15 protein-coding genes are annotated in these 18,832 nt (G+C 56.4%); 4 read left to right on the forward strand and 11 right to left on the reverse strand.

Translation table 11 applies throughout. The features are described from left to right. The first annotated feature begins 225 nt into the window (after positions 1–225). Positions 226–1,365 (forward strand): tyrosine-type recombinase/integrase, encoded by a 1,140-nt coding sequence (locus QSK07_RS13100; RefSeq protein WP_285721608.1) that lies wholly within the window; start codon positions 226–228, stop codon positions 1,363–1,365. Positions 1,366–1,382: 17 nt separating this feature from the next. On the opposite strand, the gene pagP is transcribed toward QSK07_RS13100, so the two are convergent. Beyond that, positions 1,383–1,955: a lipid IV(A) palmitoyltransferase PagP gene (gene pagP / locus QSK07_RS13105; RefSeq protein WP_285721607.1), complete on the reverse strand. Its 573-nt coding sequence runs from the start codon at positions 1,953–1,955 to the stop codon at positions 1,383–1,385. A gap of 441 nt (positions 1,956–2,396) precedes the next feature. Between pagP and fhuE the strand changes: the two genes are divergently transcribed. The 3 genes from fhuE (at position 2,397) to QSK07_RS13120 (ending at position 5,686) form a co-directional block, all read left to right on the forward strand. Then, complete coding sequence (gene fhuE, locus QSK07_RS13110) at positions 2,397–4,619, forward strand: ferric-rhodotorulic acid/ferric-coprogen receptor FhuE (protein WP_285721606.1); 2,223 nt, start codon at positions 2,397–2,399, stop codon at positions 4,617–4,619. Between the two features lie 348 nt (positions 4,620–4,967). Beyond that, positions 4,968–5,279 (forward strand): type II toxin-antitoxin system HigB family toxin, encoded by a 312-nt coding sequence (locus QSK07_RS13115; RefSeq protein ID WP_285721605.1) that lies wholly within the window; start codon positions 4,968–4,970, stop codon positions 5,277–5,279. Next, positions 5,276–5,686, forward strand: a complete 411-nt coding sequence (locus QSK07_RS13120) for a helix-turn-helix domain-containing protein (protein ID WP_285721604.1) — start codon at positions 5,276–5,278, stop codon at positions 5,684–5,686. The genes QSK07_RS13115 and QSK07_RS13120 overlap by 4 nt, the downstream gene beginning before the upstream one ends. A gap of 114 nt (positions 5,687–5,800) precedes the next feature. Here the strand turns inward: QSK07_RS13120 and QSK07_RS13125 are convergent, their stop codons facing one another. The 10 genes from QSK07_RS13125 to QSK07_RS13170 form a co-directional block, all read right to left on the reverse strand. Continuing rightward, positions 5,801–6,646 carry a VOC family protein gene (locus tag QSK07_RS13125; protein ID WP_285721603.1) on the reverse strand — a complete coding sequence of 282 codons (846 nt, stop codon included), beginning with the start codon at positions 6,644–6,646 and terminating at the stop codon, positions 5,801–5,803. A 20-nt stretch (positions 6,647–6,666) separates the two neighbouring features. Next, positions 6,667–7,806, reverse strand: a complete 1,140-nt coding sequence (locus tag QSK07_RS13130) for an amidohydrolase (protein WP_285721602.1) — start codon at positions 7,804–7,806, stop codon at positions 6,667–6,669. A gap of 11 nt (positions 7,807–7,817) precedes the next feature. Beyond that, entirely contained in the window at positions 7,818–8,909 is a 1,092-nt protein-coding gene (locus QSK07_RS13135; protein ID WP_285721601.1) for an alkylhydroperoxidase domain protein, read from the reverse strand. Beyond that, positions 8,906–9,913 (reverse strand): putative FMN-dependent luciferase-like monooxygenase, encoded by a 1,008-nt coding sequence (locus QSK07_RS13140; RefSeq protein ID WP_285721600.1) that lies wholly within the window; start codon positions 9,911–9,913, stop codon positions 8,906–8,908. The genes QSK07_RS13135 and QSK07_RS13140 overlap by 4 nt, the downstream gene beginning before the upstream one ends. Further along, the gene (locus QSK07_RS13145) at positions 9,910–11,529 is read right to left on the reverse strand and encodes a dipeptide ABC transporter ATP-binding protein (protein ID WP_285721599.1); all 1,620 of its coding nucleotides are present in this window, start codon (positions 11,527–11,529) and stop codon (positions 9,910–9,912) included. Before QSK07_RS13145 ends, QSK07_RS13140 begins: the two co-directional genes overlap by 4 nt. Continuing rightward, positions 11,526–12,371 (reverse strand): ABC transporter permease, encoded by an 846-nt coding sequence (locus QSK07_RS13150; RefSeq protein ID WP_098050076.1) that lies wholly within the window; start codon positions 12,369–12,371, stop codon positions 11,526–11,528. Before QSK07_RS13150 ends, QSK07_RS13145 begins: the two co-directional genes overlap by 4 nt. Further along, positions 12,368–13,309 carry an ABC transporter permease gene (locus tag QSK07_RS13155; RefSeq protein WP_285721598.1) on the reverse strand — a complete coding sequence of 314 codons (942 nt, stop codon included), beginning with the start codon at positions 13,307–13,309 and terminating at the stop codon, positions 12,368–12,370. The genes QSK07_RS13150 and QSK07_RS13155 overlap by 4 nt, the downstream gene beginning before the upstream one ends. 12 nt (positions 13,310–13,321) lie before the next feature. Next, positions 13,322–14,956: a TIGR04028 family ABC transporter substrate-binding protein gene (locus QSK07_RS13160; RefSeq protein WP_285721597.1), complete on the reverse strand. Its 1,635-nt coding sequence runs from the start codon at positions 14,954–14,956 to the stop codon at positions 13,322–13,324. Positions 14,957–15,169: 213 nt separating this feature from the next. After that, positions 15,170–16,399, reverse strand: a complete 1,230-nt coding sequence (locus QSK07_RS13165; RefSeq protein WP_285721596.1) for an MFS transporter — start codon at positions 16,397–16,399, stop codon at positions 15,170–15,172. A gap of 78 nt (positions 16,400–16,477) precedes the next feature. Further along, complete coding sequence (locus QSK07_RS13170) at positions 16,478–18,832, reverse strand: GNAT family N-acetyltransferase (protein ID WP_285721595.1); 2,355 nt, start codon at positions 18,830–18,832, stop codon at positions 16,478–16,480.

An 18,832-nucleotide genomic window follows, 5' to 3' on the forward strand; every position in this document is an offset into this window, starting at 1 on the left:
ATGCGTATGATAATGATAATAGTTATCATTGTATATCTCGGTTAGGCATCTTTACATCTCGTGATAGTGGGCTGCTTATCCATTAGCCTGACCACTCAGATGAGCAAAACAGGTCGCAAAAACGCTTCGTTGTCATAACCAGTAAAGTCTCTCAGAATGGCTCAGAATACGTCATTGTGACTCCAGACTTATTAGGTCTGGAGTCACAGCTTAATGGTGGGTAGAATGGCGGTTACGAAATGGGCAACAGGTCATGATGTGATAACAGATTCAACTATAACCTCAGCGCGTTCAGCACATGTTGGCCGCCATGTTCTAATCTGGCTTGAGCAGGTGAAGGCGGCTTCGCTGAGGGAGCTGGATAATTTTGGCGATGAAGGCACGGTGGAGCAGGTGATGAAGGTCTGGGTAAAACTGTCACTGTTGATCAGTCGGCGGCGTCCTGAGATCGCCATCTCGTCTCTGTTGAAACATGTTCTGCCCAACATCGGCACGGAGCCGCTCAAAACGCTGAACCGTCTGCGCCTCAACCGGCTTTACAACATCCTGATTGCCGACGGTAAAAAGGAGGAGGCGCGTCGGGTATTCGCGCTGACCAAACAATTCCTCGCCTGGGCCGAGATGCAAGGCTATCTCGATCATTCGCCGATTGCCTCAATGAAAAAACGGGATGTTGCAGGTCGTGCTACGCCACCGCGCAGCCGGCAACTGACTGATGCGGAAATCTGGGTCTTCTGGCACGGTCTGGATAACTGGGCATTATCGGAGCAGGCGCGCTGGGCGCTGCGTTTATGTCTGGTCAGTGCCCGACGGCCGGATGAGATTGTACAGGCGCAGAAAGGGGAATTCGATCTGCAGTTAGGATTATGGATGCAGGGCACCCGTAATAAATCACAGCGTGAGCATGTACTGCCGATTTCACCGCTGATGCGGCAGTGTATCGAAGCATTACTCAATGCCGCCGAACCGGACTCGCCCTGGCTGGTGCCCGCACCACGCGATCCCCAACAGCCGCTGTCAAAAGGCGCGCTGAATCAGGCGCTGCGCCGGATGATCCGCGCACCGCGTGGGCTGGGACTGGAGCCGTTTACCCCACGCGATCTGCGCCGCACCGCCCGATCAAAACTTTCTGCCCTCGACACGCCTAATGATGTCGCCCGTAAAATCATGAACCATGCGCTGGAGGGGATCGATCGGGTCTATGATACCCATGACTATCTGACCCAGATGCGCAGCGCCATGAATACCTTTTCAGAGGCGATTGAGCAGATTATTGAATGCGACAGTTATCATCTGCTGCGACATCGCTATGATGGCGAGACCCTTGCTCTGGGCAATCTCTCCATCATGGCGATGTCACGCTGACGTTGTTGTTTTAATGCTCAGAAGTGGTAACGCAGCCAGGCAAAATAGACGTTACCGTTATTATGCGTACCCGGTATGTAGGTCATCTGGAAATCGAGATCGCCATACCCGACTGAGGCCAGCGGCAGCAGCGCAGGCACTGGTATATAGTCCCAGTTATGCCGGGCAGTGACGCCTGCCGTGTAACCTGCACCCCAGTGAAAATTCTGGTCATCCAGCGGACGCCATGTCGCTACCCAGCCATAACCCCCAAAGGGCTCCCATTTATTGAAAGAGTCCTTAAAGGCCATTAAATAGATGCCGTTCCAGTTGCCTTTCTCATCGTAGCGAGAGATACCCCCGCCTGCACCCCAGGGCCTTTCATTATATTTATCAATGTGTTCCCGATCGTACGTGGCGCGGTTGTGCCATGTAATCGCGGGCAGATAGAAGTCGATTCCCTCTGGCTGCTGCCATGTTGTGGCAACCTTATCACTGAAGCTATTCCAGCCTGCGCTGACATTCTGGACTAGCGTGGCGGAGTGAGCTGTAAAAGCAGTGATAACGGTGGTTGTGATCATCAGCGCTTTAAGAGTCGAAGTTTTGCGCATGTGCGAATACCTGCAAAGTCTGGTGTTAAATAAGGAAATTAAAGCATCAAGGCGGGTATTGTCGCACAAAGAGTGGCAACTTCAGGTCAATGAGCGGCTGAAGCAGGATTTTATAATTAATAAAAGCGAGACGGCATGTCTGCTTCTCTAATCGTCCGTCAATCCACTGGCTATTTTAAGAACCTCTCCCTATTAGCAAGCTTTAAAATCTGAACGTGCAGACAATATCCTGAAAAAAATCGTATTATTTGTTAACAAAATCTTGCAATGATAATCGCAATGCGTATATTTCTCATTTGCTTTGAAAGTTCATCACACCCGCGCACAGGCGCTCACGGAAAGGGTTTAGGGTTCCTCAAACCCTCAGCAGGGCAGCGATGTCCGCAGGATGCAAGGTCGTGACAGTGGCAGCATAAAAACATAAAGATAATTGAGGAATTAATGAACGCTTTCGATCTTCAGACCCCCAGGGTTACAGGTACATCTGCTCTGCAACGCCCATTCCGATTCTCCTTACTGGCCGTCATTGTCGCCGCATCGCTGGCGAATAACGTCGCTAGCGCTGCAGAAACTTCAACACCTGCTGCAAGCGATGGCCAGACACTAACGGTCAGCGCGTCAGCCGATGATGCCGTGACAACGTCACCGAAAACGGATTACAGCGTTCCGGTTACCCGTGCCGGCACCAAAATGCTGGGCACCGTACGTGATGTGCCGCAGTCCGTCAGTATCGTCAGTACTCAGCGTATGGCCGATCAGCAGCTCCAGTCACTGAATGATGTGCTGTCCAACACCACAGGCATTCATGGAATCAGTGGCGATATGGACCGCACTAACTACTATGCGCGCGGCTTTCTGATCGACAACTACATGATCGATGGCATTCCTACCGCCTTTGCGGCTCGCTGGAATCTGGGCGATGCACAGACCGATATGGCACTGTATGAGCGCGTTGAAGTGGTACGCGGGGCAACCGGGCTGTTGACCGGGCCAGGCAATCCGTCTGCCGCTATCAACATGGTGCGTAAGCACGCGGACAGCAAAGAGTTCGGTGGCACCGTTTCCGCCAGCTACGGCAGCTGGAACAAGCAGCGCTACGTGGCCGATCTTTCCGCGCCACTCAGTGAGTCCGGCAATGTTCGTGGCCGTATGGTCGCCGGCTGGCAGGACAATAACAGCTTTATAGAGCGTTACGGTGCCAAAAAACAGTTTATCTATGGCGTGGTTGACGCTGATCTCACCGACTCTGCCACGCTGTCGGTGGGTTATGAGTTCAGCCAGGTCAATACAGACTCCACGATGTGGGGCGGCGCACCGCGCTGGTACACTGACGGCACGCAGATACATACCCGACGCGGCTACAACACTGCGCCAGACTGGGCCTATAACGATAAAGAGAACCGTAAAGTCTTTGTTAACCTGAAGCAGGATTTCGACAACGGCTGGAACCTGACGTTAAACGGCACGCACACCGATATGCGTCTGGACAGTAAGCAGCTCTATCTTGATGGCTATTTCGACCGAAACACGGGCGCGGGCGTCTCTTCCTATGCCAACTATCCTGTGGTGGGCGGAACCGGTTATAACACCGGAAAGCGCAAAGTAGATGCCGTCGATGCCTTTGCCAGCGGCCCGTATGAACTGCTGGGCCGTCAGCACGAGCTGATGATGGGCGTCAATTATACCCGCCAGGATAACAAGTACTTTAGTACCTTTGAGAATATTTCCCCAGAATCGCTGGGCAATTACAACGATTTCAATGGCCAGTATCCGGAGTCAGACTGGACGCCACGACTGCCCGCCAGCGATACCCAGCTGGTTCGCCAGAAGTCGACTTATATGGCGACCCGCCTGTCGCTTGCCGACCCGCTGCACCTGATCCTTGGCGCGCGTTACACTAACTGGAACCGCGAAACCTTAAGCGGGGAAGCGGAAGAAAATAACATCACCCCCTATGGCGGGCTGATTTATGACTTTGCGGAAAACTGGTCTGCTTATGCCAGCTATACCTCGGTGTTCCAGCCTCAGGATTATCGCGATGCCAGTGGCGCTTATCTGTCGCCGGTTATTGGGAAAAACTACGAAGCCGGGCTGAAATCTGACTGGATGGACAGTCGCCTGACTGCCTCTGTTTCTGTATTCCGCACCGAACTGGATAACGTCGGAGAAGCCACCACTCAGACCATTCAGGGTTCAGGCGATGTTGCCTACATTGGCCGTAAAGGCGTAGTGAGTCGTGGCGTCGAGTTTGAAGTCAATGGCGCATTGACCGACAACTGGCAGATGACCTTTGGCGGCACACGCTACATAGCGGAAAACCGCGATGGCAGTACCTTTAATCCACAGTTACCCCAGACCAGCTTTAATCTGTTCAGCACCTATCGCCTGCCGACGCTGCAGCAGCTTACGCTGGGTGGCGGCGTAAACTGGCAGACACATGTCTGGAACGACGTCGGTGGACCGGAAGGCAACGGCACCTGGCGCGCCCGTCAGGGCAGCTATGCACTGGTTGATCTGTTTGCCCGCTATCAGGTGAACAAAAATCTGTCGCTGCAGGGCAACCTTAATAACCTGTTCGACAAAGAGTATGACACTAACGTGGCCGGCTCCGTTGTCTACGGCGAACCTCGCAACTTCGCTGTCACCGCCAGCTACACCTTCTGATTTATCTGCGGGTAAGCCTGTAAAAAACGCCTCGGTTGAGGCGTTTTTTTATTATCCAGCCCGCTATCTCTCGCCTCTGTTGGCACAATTTTTCCGGAATAAGATTTCAGAGCACAGGCAGGATTATCGTCTGACAGCAAAGTGCAATGTTGCCTGTGCATTTCGATGATTCATATCAGCAACCCTTTATCAATTCTCATATTGGTGAAGCCTCTGCCAGCATTTTTACATCAGTTTAAGGCGTATTAAGTACTCTGGAACAAGCAGGTTTCTGCGTTTCCAGCCTGTCAACGCTCAGCCGTTTTGAGAAGATGGTTTCCATAATGGAAACAGTCAGGAGCCAATGGAATGCATGTTATTTCACGCGTGCCGTTTGACGTGGCGGCCAGAAAACATCCCAATGCAGCGGCAGCACTGGATCTACTTTACCGCCACCTCAGACAGGGCGATTTCAGTGGTCCTGACGATCTCAGAGCGCTTTATGCAAGCCTTGATCGTATGAAGTATCGCGCTAAATGGTGGATCATTGACGTCAGTGGCAACCAGTTGCGCGTGATATTCTTCGCGGATTTTGAGCGCAGCAAAATCTTCATCAAGCATATCTGCACTCACGCTGAGTACGACAAGCTTGTTAAGAAATATTGGGAGGTAACCGAATGAATATTGAAGCTATCAGGCTGTCAAATCAGCTGGCAGAAGCGGTACCGCTGCTGGCTGGCAGCAACCAGCGGCATGATTATGGAGAAGCACTGGAACTGGTCGAATACCTTATTGAATATGAGCCGGATAATCCGCTGGTAGACTTGCTTTGTGCCCGCATTGCTCATTATGAAGATAATGATCCTGCGATGGCCGACTTTAATAGCCGCCAGCGTGAAATCAGCACCGGACCTGGCGTTCTGAGGGTACTGATCGAGCAGCACAACCTCAGCCTGAGTGACTTCGAAAATGAAATTGGCAAAAAGTCGCTGGTCAGCCGAATTCTCAGCGGCGATCGTCAGTTGACCGTGTCACACATACGGGCATTGTGCGCGCGGTTTGGCCTGTCACCATCGTTGTTTTTTTGATTTAAGACGACTTCAAAGGCCAATCGAACGCCAAAAGTCATTATGCTTTATCACTCCGATTGATAAAAAAAACGCCTCAACCGAGGCGGTTTTCATTACATTTCAGATCAGCACTCAGGTAAAACGCAGGGCCAGATTAAACCCTTCACCAGACTCCACGACAATCGCCTCAGTGTGCTCCTGAAACGCAATATCCCCTGCCTGCAGTGCGTTTCTGACCCGCGCGAGATCGCCGGTTTCAAATCCCAGCGCAACCATTCGGGCGCTGCCATCATAGTCTTCTGGCAGCGGACCGAAGCGACGTTGCGCATACGCTGCTGACGCAAATCGAACCGTGGCGGCACCGGCACGCAGAACAAAGGCGCCTTCAGGGCAGGCAAGCACTTTTGCGGCACCAAAAAGACGACTATAAACCTGAGCCGAGTGCGCCGGGTCCTGCGCCACAATGACAAATTCACTGATGTTCCGCACGCCATTGGGATGGCGTTGCCAAGCAGGCTGCCATACCGCTTCAGGTGTCAGGTGCTGGCAAAAAAAGCTGCGTCCATTGGGTATCAGCGAAGGACGCAGCCGCACAGTTCGAAAGCGCGCTTCATTTACCGTACCGTCGGGCAGATCGACAGGACGATGAAAAGAGGCGGGTGGATCGCCATCCAGATCCTGACATTCCAGATGCTGAAACGCACTGTCGGCGTCACTGCTTTTCCACACCAGGCCACTCAACCCCAGCGGCGATTGCCAGAGATCGGCGCGCTGGCTGCCTTTGCCGGGTTCATAGCCGAGCAGCTCAAGATAATTTTCGCCGAAGATGGCCAGATGATTACTTGAACCCAGCGAATGATGACCGCGTTCTGTGAGCTGAAAGCCAAGCCGCCGGAAACGCGCGCTGGCGCTGTCGAGCTGGTCGGCCACGTTAATCACCGCGTGATCCAGAATCGGTTGCGGAACCGGAACAGACATCGCTGCACTCCTTTTTCTGGTCATTGCGCCGCCACAATCTGTAACGCGCGCGGTACCAGCTGCGTGAAGTATTCTACTGCCGGGCCGATCAGTGCTTCATCCGGATCGAACGCGGCGTGATGCAGGCCAAATTCGCTGGCGCTGCCAATGCTGACAAATGCGCCCGGCACCTGTTGCAGATAGAAGGCAAAATCTTCTCCGCCCATTTGCGGTGACTCAGCATGCTCCGCGAGATAGCCGCTCTGTTGTGCGACTTCCAGTGCCACATCCACCCAGCCTGGTGTGTTAATCAGGGCAGGCGGCCCCTCGGTCCATTCCAGCTCCGCGGTCGCGCCAAATCCGGCGGCGATGCCCTGAATCAGCGAGCGGATACGGTGTGGGATCTGCGTCCGAATTTCACCATTGTGGGTGCGCACCGTGCCTTCCAACTCAACGCTTTGCGGTAACACGTTCCAGGTATTCCCGGCGGTAAAGCGCGTCACGCTCAGCACCACCGTCTCCAGCGAACTGAACACCCGGCTCGGCAGCGTCTGTAAAGCGGTCACAATATGGCTGGCAATCACGATCGAATCGATGCCCTCCTGCGGTCGTGCTGCATGCGCGCCTTTACCTTCAACACGGATCACAAAACGATCGACATTGGCATAAAACGCGCCCGCCCGACTACGCAGTGTACCGAGCGGCAGGTCGGGCGCATTGTGCAGGCCGAATATTACCTGTACGCCTTCCAGCGCACCGGCATCAATCAGCTGACGTGCGCCATTAAACGTCTCCTCGGCGGGCTGAAACAGAATCCGCACCCGGCCTGGCAGCGTGGCTTCCTGCTGTTTAAGCTGCAGAGCGACGCCCAGCATAACCGCGCTGTGAACGTCGTGACCGCAGGCGTGCATTACGCCCGGCGCCTGCGATCGCCACGGGCGATCGGTGATTTCATCAATTGGCAACGCATCAATATCCGCACGCAGGGCAATCAGCGATTCGCCGTGACCGATTTCTGCCACCACGCCGGTTTTCAGTCCCAGCGGCAACAGCCGGATACCCGCCTGTTCAAGCCAGCCGGTAATACGCCCAGTTGTGGCAAACTCATGGTTTGAAAGTTCCGGATGCTGATGCAGTTCGCGACGCCACTGCACCAGTTGTTCAGTTAAAGGCAATGTCATGTTTATCCCTGTTATTCCGGCAGAAAAGGCTCGCCCAGCGTCAGCATCAGGCGATTGGCCCAGGCAAAGAAGGCGGTGGACTGAATCAGGTCGAGCAGGTCAAGCGTATCCAGCCCCTGCTCGCGCAGTGCAGCGATCTGCGACTGCGCAGGTTGCGCAGGGGTCAGCGACAGCGCCGCCGAAAAGGCGATGATCGCCTGCCAGCGGACAGTGTGTCCGTGGGATAATACTGCGCCGGGCGCGACATTCAGCAGCTTCTGTACTGCGTCATCCTGCTTTGAAAGCTGGCTGGCTTTACGCGCATGAACCGAGGCGCAATAAATACAGACGTTGACCTTACTGACCACCGTGGCGGCCAGCTCACGCTCGGCGCGCGGCAGCCCGCCAGCGGTGTAGAAAATGCCTTTGTCGGTCAGGGTACGCTGCTCCAGCAGCGGCAGGTTACGCCCCAGCAGACGGAAATAGTCGGAATCGGTGTGACCAAATTTTGCCAGTGTCGCCTGCTCCTCCTCACTGAATTCAGCCAGCGGTCTGGCGGGCAGCCACGGCTCCCAGCCGAGTTCCTGCTGCGTAAACGCGGTCAGCGCCGTTTTGCCGCTGGCGGTCTTCAGTGCCGCATGCCAGTGACCGGCGACGACCGGTGCAGCGTCAACCGCTGCTTCATGGCCCTGCAGGCTGCGCAGACCTGTGATTAACCGGCTCTGAAAACTGACGAACGCCACCAGCTGCGCCAGGGTAACAATGCCACGCGGACTCCAGCCCGCCTGCTTCAGCGTCTCCAGATGGGCAGGTGTAGCGGCAACCGGCTCGAAGGTGAGGCAATGCGCGAAATCCAGCGCGGTGCTAATCCGATCACTATCGGGCACAGGCTGCTGCGGCTGATAGTGCGTCTGCAACTCCGACCGGGCATGCCAGCCTGCGACCTTTGCGGCCAGAAGGCGTCGCTCAGCTAACGGAAAATCGTCATCGCCCTGGTCAAATAACACGTTATAGCTGCCCTGGGCATGGAGCGTCGCGGCGTGACGTGTCTGGCACGCGTGGGCCAGTGCAGAAGCGGGATCGATATCCGCCAGTGCGGCAATCAAATCGTCAGGTTGACTCATGAAATTCTCCTGTCTGGTTCGCCAGCAACACTAAGTGCGGGCGCAATATGTCCGGCAATCAGCTCAATCGAGCGCAGCGTATCGGCATGCGAAGGCTCTGCTGAATGCACCTGGAATGAGATGTCGGTAACGCGAGGCAGCACGCTGTCCTGCGCCAGCGAGCGCGCGACCTGATCGATGCCGCCAACATGGGCATCAAACTGTGCCAGCAGGTCATCAAAGCTTTCCCCGCGTATTTCGCCACGGTACTGAGCAGCCTGCTTGCGAATGCCCGGTTCAGCGATCTGACGTGCGAAGTGGTCTGAATCCGCGACAAATGCAGTGCGGGAGGCAAGAATACGCGGCTCAATTCCCGCCGGAAGTGCCGCGAGATAGGCATCAATCAGCGGATTCTGCAGCGTATCGAGCGGAAGTTCTGCCCGGCCTTCTGGCCGTGGCTGGGTCCGTGATAGCATCAGACCGTGTCCGCCCTGGCCGGCACGGATTGCGCCCTCAACCGAAAAGGTGGCGATCCACACCCGTCCGGCGAGCTGCGGCGCGGCGGGCCAGAGATGATTGTCCGGATGACCCAGCGAATCACCGCGCCAGGCACTGAGCAGCGTATGCAGATTGTCTGCAAATGCTGCGCCGCGTTCGGCAAACGTCAGGCCAAAGGGTAAAAACGAGTCCGGTGTGCCGCCCGAACCCAGCCCGATTTCCAGCCGTCCGTCCGACAGCAAATCCAGTACTGCGGCATCTTCTGCGACCCGTAGCGCATTTTCCATCGGCAGCGTGATGATGGCAGTGCCGAGCCGTATGGTGCGGGTATGGGCGGCGGCGTGCGCCAGAAAAACCAGCGGCGAAGGCAGTCCGCCCTCATCCTCATGAAAGTGATGCTGAGCAATCCATGCCGTATCAAAGCCACAGCGCTCGGCATGCTGAATCTGTTCAGTGGCCAGCTGATAGCGCTGTTTAGCCGGGACGTTATCCAGCAGTCGGGTAAAAAATCCGAGACGTCGGCTCATGCAGACTCCTTGTGCGTTATCGGAACGAGCGGAGGGATCGCACCAATCAGTTCGCGCGTGTAGGGATGCTGAGGTGTACTGAATATCGTGACAACGTCACCTTGTTCCACCGCTTCGCCTGCTTTTAATACAGAGACACTGTCGGCAATCTGTCGCACCGTCGCCAGATCATGCGTGATAAACAGATAGGTCAGCCCCAGTTCGGCCTGAAGCTGCTGCAACAGATCGAGAATTTGTGCCTGCACCGTGACATCCAGCGCCGATGTCGCCTCGTCCAGCACCAGGATTTCAGGCTCGCAGATTAGCGCCCGCGCCAGTGCTACACGCTGCCGCTGACCGCCCGAAAGTTCATGCGGCTGACGTGATAACAGGGAAAGTGGCAGTGCCACCCGCGAGGTGATCGCTTCCACGCGTTCGCGGCGCTGGCTGCGGTTCAGCTTGTCAAAGTTACGCAGGGGTTCTTCGATAATCGAATAGAGCGTCTGGCGGGGATCGAGCGAGGAGAACGGGTTCTGATAGACAAACTGGATCTTACGGCGCAGCTGTCGTAATGCTTCGCCGCGCAATCCATTCACCATAATGCCGTCCAGCGTCACTGCGCCACTATCGACGGTTTCAAATCCCAGAACGATACGTGCCAGCGTCGTTTTGCCGCTGCCGGATTCGCCGACCAGCGCATGCGTGGTGCCGCGTGCCACCTGAAAACTGACGTTGTTCAGCGCCTGTAATCGCTGCTGTTTACCGAGCGAAAAGCTCTTCATCACGCCGGTTGCCCGGATTGCCGGGGCAGAAAATCGGGCGGCCGCAGGTTTAACGCGGGCCGGTCGCTCCGGCGCAGCATCGTTCAGTAACTGGCGGGTGTAGGGATGTGATGGCGCGCTGATGACCTGGGCGGTGCGACCCGATTCCTGAATCTCACCGTGGCGAAAAACAATGATGCGGTCTGCACGCTGCGCCGCCAGCGCGAGGTCGTGAGTGACAAACAGCACGGCGGTACTGGATTCCTGCCGCAGGTCATCCAGCAGATCGAGAATACGCTTCTGCACCGTGACATCCAGCGCGCTGGTCGGCTCATCCGCAATAATGATCTCCGGCTGCAGGGCGAGGGCGATAGCGATCAAAACACGCTGCTTCATGCCGCCTGACAGCTGATGCGGAAACTGCGTAATCCGCTGTTCCGGATGGCTGAGACCGACACGGGTCAGCAGATCAATGACCCGCTGCTTGCGCTGTGCTGCCGATAATCGCAGATGCAGGCGCAGGATCTCCTCCACCTGTTCGCCGATGGTTTTAACCGGATTCAGTGAGTTGCCAGGATCCTGCGGCACCAGGCTGATGCGCGCACCGCGCAGCGAGTCGAAACGCTTCTGTGACCACTGGCTGATATCGACGCCGTTGAGCCGGATTTCACCCGCTTCGCGGCGGCCGTTTTCCGCCATCAGGCCCATAATGGCCTGTGCCGTGGTGGTTTTACCGGAACCGGATTCCCCGACCAGTGCCACCATCTCACCAGCGTGCAGTTTAAAGCTTACGTTATGCACCACCGGCAGCCATTGGTTGCCGCGGCGATAACTTAGTGTCAGGTTGTTGACTGCGAGTAACGGCTGAGCGCTCATCGGCGTCCTCCTGAAAGTTGCTGACTGATGCGGTTTGCGGCGAGCACGACAGCCACGACCACCACACCAGGAAACGTGGTCAGCCACCAGGCGGTAGCCAGATAATTACGCCCTTCAGCGATTAGCAGACCCCATTCCGGGACAGGCGGCGGCGTGCCGTAGCCGAGAAAGCTCAGGGTCGACAGCGCCAGAATCGCCTGACCAAACTGCAGGGCGGCAAAGGCGATCACCGGCGTCAGCGCATTGGGCAGAATGTGGCGTAACAGCACGCTGAAAAAGCGGCCGCCGCTGCCATATGCCGCCTCGATATATTCACTGTGACGGATGCGCACCACTTCGGCGCGCGCCAGTCTTGCAAAACTGGCGATGGAGGCGATGCCCACCGCCAGAGCGGCGTTCAGGGTGCCGAAGCCGAGTAGTATCAGCACGCTCAGGGAAAGCAGCAGCGAGGGGATCGCCAGTAATACATCCACGGCGCGCATCACTGTCGATTCAGTTTTGCCGCCCGAGGCCCCCGCCAGCACGCCCAGTGCGGTGCCGGCCAGCAATCCGATCGCTACCGCCATGACCGCAGCGGAAAGCGATTGGGACGCGCCATAAACAATGCGGGCAAAGAGATCGCGGCCAAGCTGGTCGGTGCCAAGCCAGTGCCCGGTCTGAGGCGCCAGTCGCTGAGCGCCCGCGATCCCTTCAAGCGGGTTGGACTGGGTAAAGATGGCCGGGAAGAGGGCCGCCAGCACTGCCAGCAGCATCACGAATGTGGCCAGCCACAGGCCCGGCGCGAAGCGGTAACGCCTGGACGGGACGGATTGCCGGGCGGCCGCGTAATCAACCAGACTCATGTTGCACCTCTTAAGAGCTGTAAGCGCGGATCAAACAGCGGCATCAGCAGATCGACAAGCAGGTTGATCACCACAAAACCCAACGCGGAGATCATGACCACCGCCTGCAATACTGCGACATCCTGATTGTTCACCGCCAGCTGCGTCAGCTGACCCAGCCCCCCCAGACCAAACACCGTTTCGGTAATCAGCGCGCCGGCAATCAGTTCGCCGAGCAGCAAACCCGCCACGGTAAGCACCGGCAGCATGGCGTTACGCAGGATGTGCCGCCACAGGGCATAGTGCTCGCTGGCACCTTTGGCCCGCACCACCGCCACGAAAGGCCGTGTGGAAACCTCATCAATACTGCGCAGCAGAATCTGTGCCAGCGGCGCTGAGATCGGAACCGCGACGGTGATAATGGGCAGAATCAGTCCCTGCCAGGGCGAGGGATTGATGACCGGGATCCAGCGCAGCTGGAATGAGAAGAGCTGAATCAGGGCGATGCCGAGCCAGAAGGTCGGCACGGAGATAAACAGCGCGGGCAGGGACTGCAGCAGATTACGCAGGAAGCGCAGGGCGGGCAGCCTTGAGAGCGTCGCCAAAACGAAAGCCAGCAATGTTGCCAGCAGGAATCCGCACAGCGCCAGTCGCAGCGTGCCGGGCAGGTTGCTGGTCAGCAGTTCACTGACCGGCACGCCAGCCTGCACCGAATAGCCGAAGTCGCCCTGCAGCATCGCCGCCAGCGTATGCAGATACTGTTGCCACAGCGGGCTGTCTGCACCATAGGCCTGGCGCATCTCAGCAATCTGCTGGGGACTCAGGCCGAGATCCGGATTCTGAAACTTAATCAGCACCGCATCACCCGGCAGAACCTGCAACAGCACAAATGACAGGGTAAACGCAGCCCACAATACCAGCAGTCCCAGACCGGCGCGTTGCAGCAGATAGTGGCGCATCCTCACCTCCGGTTACTGTTTTTCCAGCCAGGCACCATACAGCGCCGGACGGCCTACCGCTTCAAAACTGACCCCTTTCAGCCAGGGCGCGCCCGCATAAACCTGCGGCTCTTCAAAAATCGGAATCACATAGGCCTGGTCCAGCAGATAGCGCTGAACATCACCGGTCAGCTGCAGGCGTTTTGCCGGATCAACTTCGGAGGAGACGTCCACCAGCAGCTGATTGAGTTTGTCATCACGGAAGTTTTTTACTTTGTCGCTGGAGCCGCTTTTCTGCAGCAGATTGTCGCGGTTAGCCGGGTAGAAACTACTTTTGATCACGTCGGGATCGGCGCGGCCAACTTCCGTGACGTTAAGCGGCGTTTTCAGAGGATCCAGGTTATCCAGCGTTTTGCTGCCTGCATCACCGGCTTTGACGGTGAGGGCAACCCCCGCCTGTCGCCACTGCTGCGCGACCAGTTGCAGCACCTCTTTGTTCTGCGGCTGCGGCAGGGATTCATAAACGGTCAGAGTCAGTCGCTGGCCCGCTTTTTCACGGATACCATCTGCGCCGGGTTTCCAGCCTGCCTGGTCGAGCAATGTCTTTGCTTTCACCAGATCAAATGTCAGTTTGTCCGCCAGATTGACGTAGCCCGCAGCGGTGGTCGCTACGACCGAGGTTGCCTGCGGATAGTTGGGAGAGAAGAGCGTTTCAACCACCTGCTTCGCATTCGTGGCGTGCAGCAGCGCCTGACGTACCCGGATATCACTCACCAGCGGATTGTCGGGACGGAAGCTCAGGCTGTCGTTGACGCCCCGGGTCGGCGCGGCATAAACCGGGAAGTTCTGATCCTTAGCCTGTTTCTCATCGTATGCCTGAACCTGACGGATCAGGCCCGCCTGTCCCGCCAGCAACGCACCGATACGCACGCTGTCTTCCGGCGTGACAATCACTTTAATCCCATCGAGGTTAGCCGGACCCTGCTGCTTTATGTTTTTCGGGCCCCACTGGTAATCTTTGCGTGCCACCAGATCCACTTCACGACCGAGCTTCTCATCACTGACCACAAATGGCCCGGAACCAATGATATGCCGGGCATCGCCCAGCTGATCAAAACTGCGCGCCAGGGTACTCAGCGACACCAGGCCGGAGCCAATGGTAGCGGTGCCCTGCAAAAATCCGGGAGAAGGTTTTTTGAAATAAAACTTCACCGTCAGCGGGTCGATCACGTCGCTGTGATCGTAGTTATTAATCACTTCGGATACCGGCAGGCGCAGCGCTTTATTTCCTAACCCGTAGGTATCAAAGTTTTTCGCCACCGCGTTGGCATCTAATGGCGTGCCGTCGGAAAAAGTCACGCCAGGACGTAACTTAAACGTGTATTCGGTTTTATCGGCATTAGTGGTCCAGCTTTCCGCAATCCAGGGTTCAACCTGTAATGTTTCAGGATTCTGCCAGGTTAATTTATCGGTGATCTGATTGAGAATGCCGCCATTAGGGTAAAAGCCTCCGGCTGGCGGATAGAGATTGGTATGTGCCTGCTGCTCCAGATAAATTAGCGTGCCGCCTTTGACCGGCGCGGCCATTGTATTAAAAGTGAGCGTCCCGGCAAGTAATGTAAAAACCAGCTTTTGAGCGCGCGGTTTAAGGGAAACTAACGTCGTCATGGTGAATTCCTTTGTTATCAATTGCCTCAGCAGGCGGAATCATCATCGAATGACGTAACACACAGATAAAGTAACGATTTGGTCAAAGCTTATCTGAAAATAATAAATGCGGGAGTGGGTGGGAATGTATCAATGTTTTGAATGTACGGAATGGCAAATAAACATCTGCCATTCCGCGGGTTTATATTTTTTTAACGACCTGCAGGGGTGTCATTACAATTCGGCACATAATTTACGCTGGCCGGCACGCAGGAATGCACTCACCAGACCCAGCCACAGCAGACCGCAGATCAGATTCACCATGCTGAAGCCCCCGGTGCCGAAGCTGAAATACGCGGTTTTGGCGGCTTCAATGCCCAGCGCAATAATCAGGATGCTTACCATACCCAGCATTGCCGCCACGCTGCCTTTTCCGGCATTGCTGGAAAACAGCGTCATGCGATACAGTCCGGCATTAATCAGCCCGGTGCCGAAGCCGTAAAGACTCATTCCAGCGGTGAGCCACAGATAGCTTTGCGGATCCAGCAGGGTAGCGACCGACGCAATAGCCAGTCCGCAGACCACTGGCCAGGCTCCAAGCCTTACCGGCTGTTCAATCGGCAGACGGCTGGATAAGCGGCCCTGCGTCAGGTTGCCTGCAATCATCGCGGCAAAGACCGGCAGCTGAAGCAGGGCATAGTCGATGCGGCTGAGTTGCGCACCGTGGATCAAAATCACAGGTGATAGCGCCACCCAGGCGATGCAGGGTACGGTGACCAGTCCGATAGCCAGTGAACCACGCATTACCTGACGATCCTTCAGCAACGTTGCGTAACCGCTGATAATCGACCGCATCGACAGCGGTTTCTGACGAACGGCCGCCGTTTCAGGCATGGCATACCATAGCCCCGCCAGCGCCAGCGCCGCTACCGCACCAATCAGCCAGAACAGGGTGCGCCATTCTCCCACGGTCAGAAAAGCCGCGCCCGCCAGCGGCCCGGCCAGCGGGGCCAGCAAGGCGACGTTGGCCATCAGTGCCATGATTTTAATGCTGAGCGACTCCGTGAACGCCTCCTGCACCGCTGCGTAACCCACCGCACCGATAAAGCAGAGGCTGATCCCCTGCAGAAACCGCAGCAGGACAAACTGCTCAATGCTCTGTACCCAGTGAGTCGCGATGCAGGAGAGCATAAAAAAGGCCACGCCGCTGAGCAGCACCGGACGCCGCCCGATGCGATCCGAGAGTGGACCCAGCAGCCACTGTAGCAGTATTCCACCGGCCAGATAGGCAGTGAGCGAGGTGGAGACCCACTCTGGCCCGACTTTAAATTCCTGTGTCACCAGCAGCATGCCGGGCTGGATCATGTCATGAGCGATATAGGTGGCGAACTCAAACATCACCAGAGAAAGCGGAAAGATCAGATGTCGCCGGGTCAGCTTTGCCAGCGGTTGAAAAGAAGCCATTAAAGATTCCTGCAATAAAACCATTAAAAAAAGCGGCCACCAGGGTGACCGCAAAATTATTGAGTGACAGTGTAACGCTTAGCGCCAGCGGGCAATCGGGTTGACCAGTGTACCGGCAAACTTAAGGTTTTCGGCGGGATCGGAGAGGTTGATCATCTGCTGGTTATTCGCCAGTTGCAGGCGGTTCAGGCAGGAGCGGGTAAACTCGGGCGCGAACATGTCATAGCGCGCGAACTTAGTCGCATGCTCCGGATGCGCCTGCTGGTAATCCTTGACGCATTGAGCCACTGCCTGCCAGAAATCGTCTTCCGGCAGTGTCTTTGACTGATCCAGAATCGCGCTGATAAAGCGGAAGATGCAGTCAAACACATCGGTGAAGATCGAGAGCAACTTAAGTTCTTCCGGCACCTCGACGGCCAGACGCTGCACACCTTCCGGCAGCACCGCGTCAGGGTTCATCACGGCAATCTCTTCGCCGATATCCTTCATGTAGGCGCTGACCGGAACATTGTTCTCCAGCAGCATGATCAGGTTTTCACCGTGCGGCATAAACACCAGATCATGCTGATAGAAGCAGTGCAGCAGCGGGCTGAGATAGCAGGTCAGATAGCGTTCAATCCACTGCTTTGCGGGTAAGCCGGAGTCTGCGATCAGCGTGGGCAGCAGTGGCTGCTGGTGGTGATCCACGTGCAGGAAAGAGGCCATGGTCATCAGACGCTGGCCCGGTTGCAGGCTGGCGGCTGGATTATCGCGCCACAGCGCCGCGAACATCTTTTTATAGGCTGAGTCGCCTTTGATCGCCTGCTCGTAGTAGCGGTTATGATAGCCGACCGCTGCAACTTCACGCAGGATACGGAAATCACAGCGTTTAAGCCAGGCATCGCCCGCGACCAGCTGTTCCAGCCAGCCATTGATGGCAGGTGTCGTTGCCATATAGTAGGGCGACAGCCCGCGCATAAAGCCCATATTCAGCACCGACAGGGCGGTTTTTACATAGCGCTTCGCGGGCTGGCTGCGGTTAAAGAACGTACGAATAGACTGCTGCGCCTGATATGCGTCGTCGCCGGTGCCGAGCCAGACAATGTCGTGATTAGCGATGTCTGCGGCAAACACGGTCAGCAGTTTGTTCTGCCATTGCCACGGATGCACCGGCATCAGGATATAGTCCTCTACCGCCAGCCCTTTCTTTATCAGCTGCGCATTGAACTGTTCCACGGTCGTGTCGCCCAGCTCATCACGCATCAGCTGCTCATAGCTCAGCTCGCTGAGGCTGGAGAAATGGGCGTTGCGGCGGTGGACCGCGACCCAGATAAGATGTACGGGTGCGGCTGCTTCCGGCGCATAGGCCAGATAGTCCTGTGCATCGAAGCCAATACGTCCGTTGTTGGCAACAAAGCAGGGATGGCCTTCGGTCATCGCCGCCTCTACCGTCTGAAAATCGGCGGAGACCAGCGCCTGGCTGTCAGGATTGTTCTTCTGCAGCTTATAAACGCTGCTGCAAAGCGTGCTGCTGATCTCTTCCATGTAAGTCGCCAGCAGCGCCTGCGAAATCCCGATTTCGCTGTTGAACTCCACGATAAATTTCAGCGCGTCCAGCGGCAGCTCGTGACCGTTCTCCTGCTTGCGCAGGGAATTTGCGTCGATCTCCCAGTGATCCAGTGCCAGCCGCGATGCCCGGAAATGGTAAGTTGCTTCACCGCCCGGCACCGCCAGCTGATAACTTTCACCGCCCGTTTCCTGCGGCGCAATGATTTTTTCATGCGCGAACTCAGCAATTGCTTTGCGGATCAGCATGCGATTTGCCTGCGCCCAGTGGTCGCCCGTCAGATGCGTGCCGTCTGTGAGTGATGAGAGGGTATTCATGGTCTGCGACTCCTGCTGTAACGCGTGTTGATAATCTTCCCGCTGGCAGAAGGCCAGCCAGGCGGTTTTATGACCCATGTCGATGGTGTGCTGATAGCGGAACCCGGCGCGTTTATTCAGCACGTGAATTTTTTCATTGCGTACGTCTGGCTCGACCACTACGCGACGCACCTCGGGTCGGCTGAACATGTAGTCCATCACCAGCGTGAAGACCTGCCAGCTGAAGGCTTTAATCGGCTTGCTGGCCGGGGCAATCAGAATGTGCATCCCGTAATCATCAGGCGCAGCCGGATAACATTTGCCAACCTCATCGTCGCTTGCGCGATAGCACTCAATCAGGCAGACGGGCTGGTCGTTGCAGCAGCCAATCAGCGCTGCATGGGGATCCGTTGCCGTCAGCGTCTGGTAGAACGCCGCGACCTGCTCCAGGCTCTGCTGCTGCATGCCCCAGAAGCGGGCGTAATCGCGGGTGACCCAGCTGTAGATTAGGGGGGCATCGTTCTCCAGCATGGGTCTCAGGGTGAACGTGCCTGCGGGGCGATCGGCACTGAACAGCGGTTGTGATTTCAT

The organism is Pantoea sp. QMID4 (assembly GCF_030270445.1).
GTDB lineage: Bacteria > Pseudomonadota > Gammaproteobacteria > Enterobacterales > Enterobacteriaceae > Pantoea > Pantoea vagans.

Excerpts from the sequence above, each read along its gene's own strand:
- QSK07_RS13145 (WP_285721599.1), bottom strand. The coding sequence starts at position 11,529 with ATGAGCGCTCAGCCGTTACTCGCAGTCAACAACCTGACACTAAGTTAT.
- pagP (WP_285721607.1), bottom strand. The coding sequence starts at position 1,955 with ATGCGCAAAACTTCGACTCTTAAAGCGCTGATGATCACAACCACCGTT.
- QSK07_RS13125 (WP_285721603.1), bottom strand. The coding sequence starts at position 6,646 with ATGTCTGTTCCGGTTCCGCAACCGATTCTGGATCACGCGGTGATTAAC.
- QSK07_RS13140 (WP_285721600.1), bottom strand. The coding sequence starts at position 9,913 with ATGAGCCGACGTCTCGGATTTTTTACCCGACTGCTGGATAACGTCCCG.
- QSK07_RS13150 (WP_098050076.1), bottom strand. The coding sequence starts at position 12,371 with ATGAGTCTGGTTGATTACGCGGCCGCCCGGCAATCCGTCCCGTCCAGG.
- QSK07_RS13130 (WP_285721602.1), bottom strand. The coding sequence starts at position 7,806 with ATGACATTGCCTTTAACTGAACAACTGGTGCAGTGGCGTCGCGAACTG.
- QSK07_RS13135 (WP_285721601.1), bottom strand. The coding sequence starts at position 8,909 with ATGAGTCAACCTGACGATTTGATTGCCGCACTGGCGGATATCGATCCC.
- QSK07_RS13165 (WP_285721596.1), bottom strand. The coding sequence starts at position 16,399 with ATGGCTTCTTTTCAACCGCTGGCAAAGCTGACCCGGCGACATCTGATC.
- QSK07_RS13120 (WP_285721604.1), top strand. The coding sequence starts at position 5,276 with ATGAATATTGAAGCTATCAGGCTGTCAAATCAGCTGGCAGAAGCGGTA.
- QSK07_RS13160 (WP_285721597.1), bottom strand. The coding sequence starts at position 14,956 with ATGACGACGTTAGTTTCCCTTAAACCGCGCGCTCAAAAGCTGGTTTTT.
- QSK07_RS13115 (WP_285721605.1), top strand. The coding sequence starts at position 4,968 with ATGCATGTTATTTCACGCGTGCCGTTTGACGTGGCGGCCAGAAAACAT.
- fhuE (WP_285721606.1), top strand. The coding sequence starts at position 2,397 with ATGAACGCTTTCGATCTTCAGACCCCCAGGGTTACAGGTACATCTGCT.
- QSK07_RS13170 (WP_285721595.1), bottom strand. The coding sequence starts at position 18,832 with ATGAAATCACAACCGCTGTTCAGTGCCGATCGCCCCGCAGGCACGTTC.
- QSK07_RS13155 (WP_285721598.1), bottom strand. The coding sequence starts at position 13,309 with ATGCGCCACTATCTGCTGCAACGCGCCGGTCTGGGACTGCTGGTATTG.
- QSK07_RS13100 (WP_285721608.1), top strand. The coding sequence starts at position 226 with ATGGCGGTTACGAAATGGGCAACAGGTCATGATGTGATAACAGATTCA.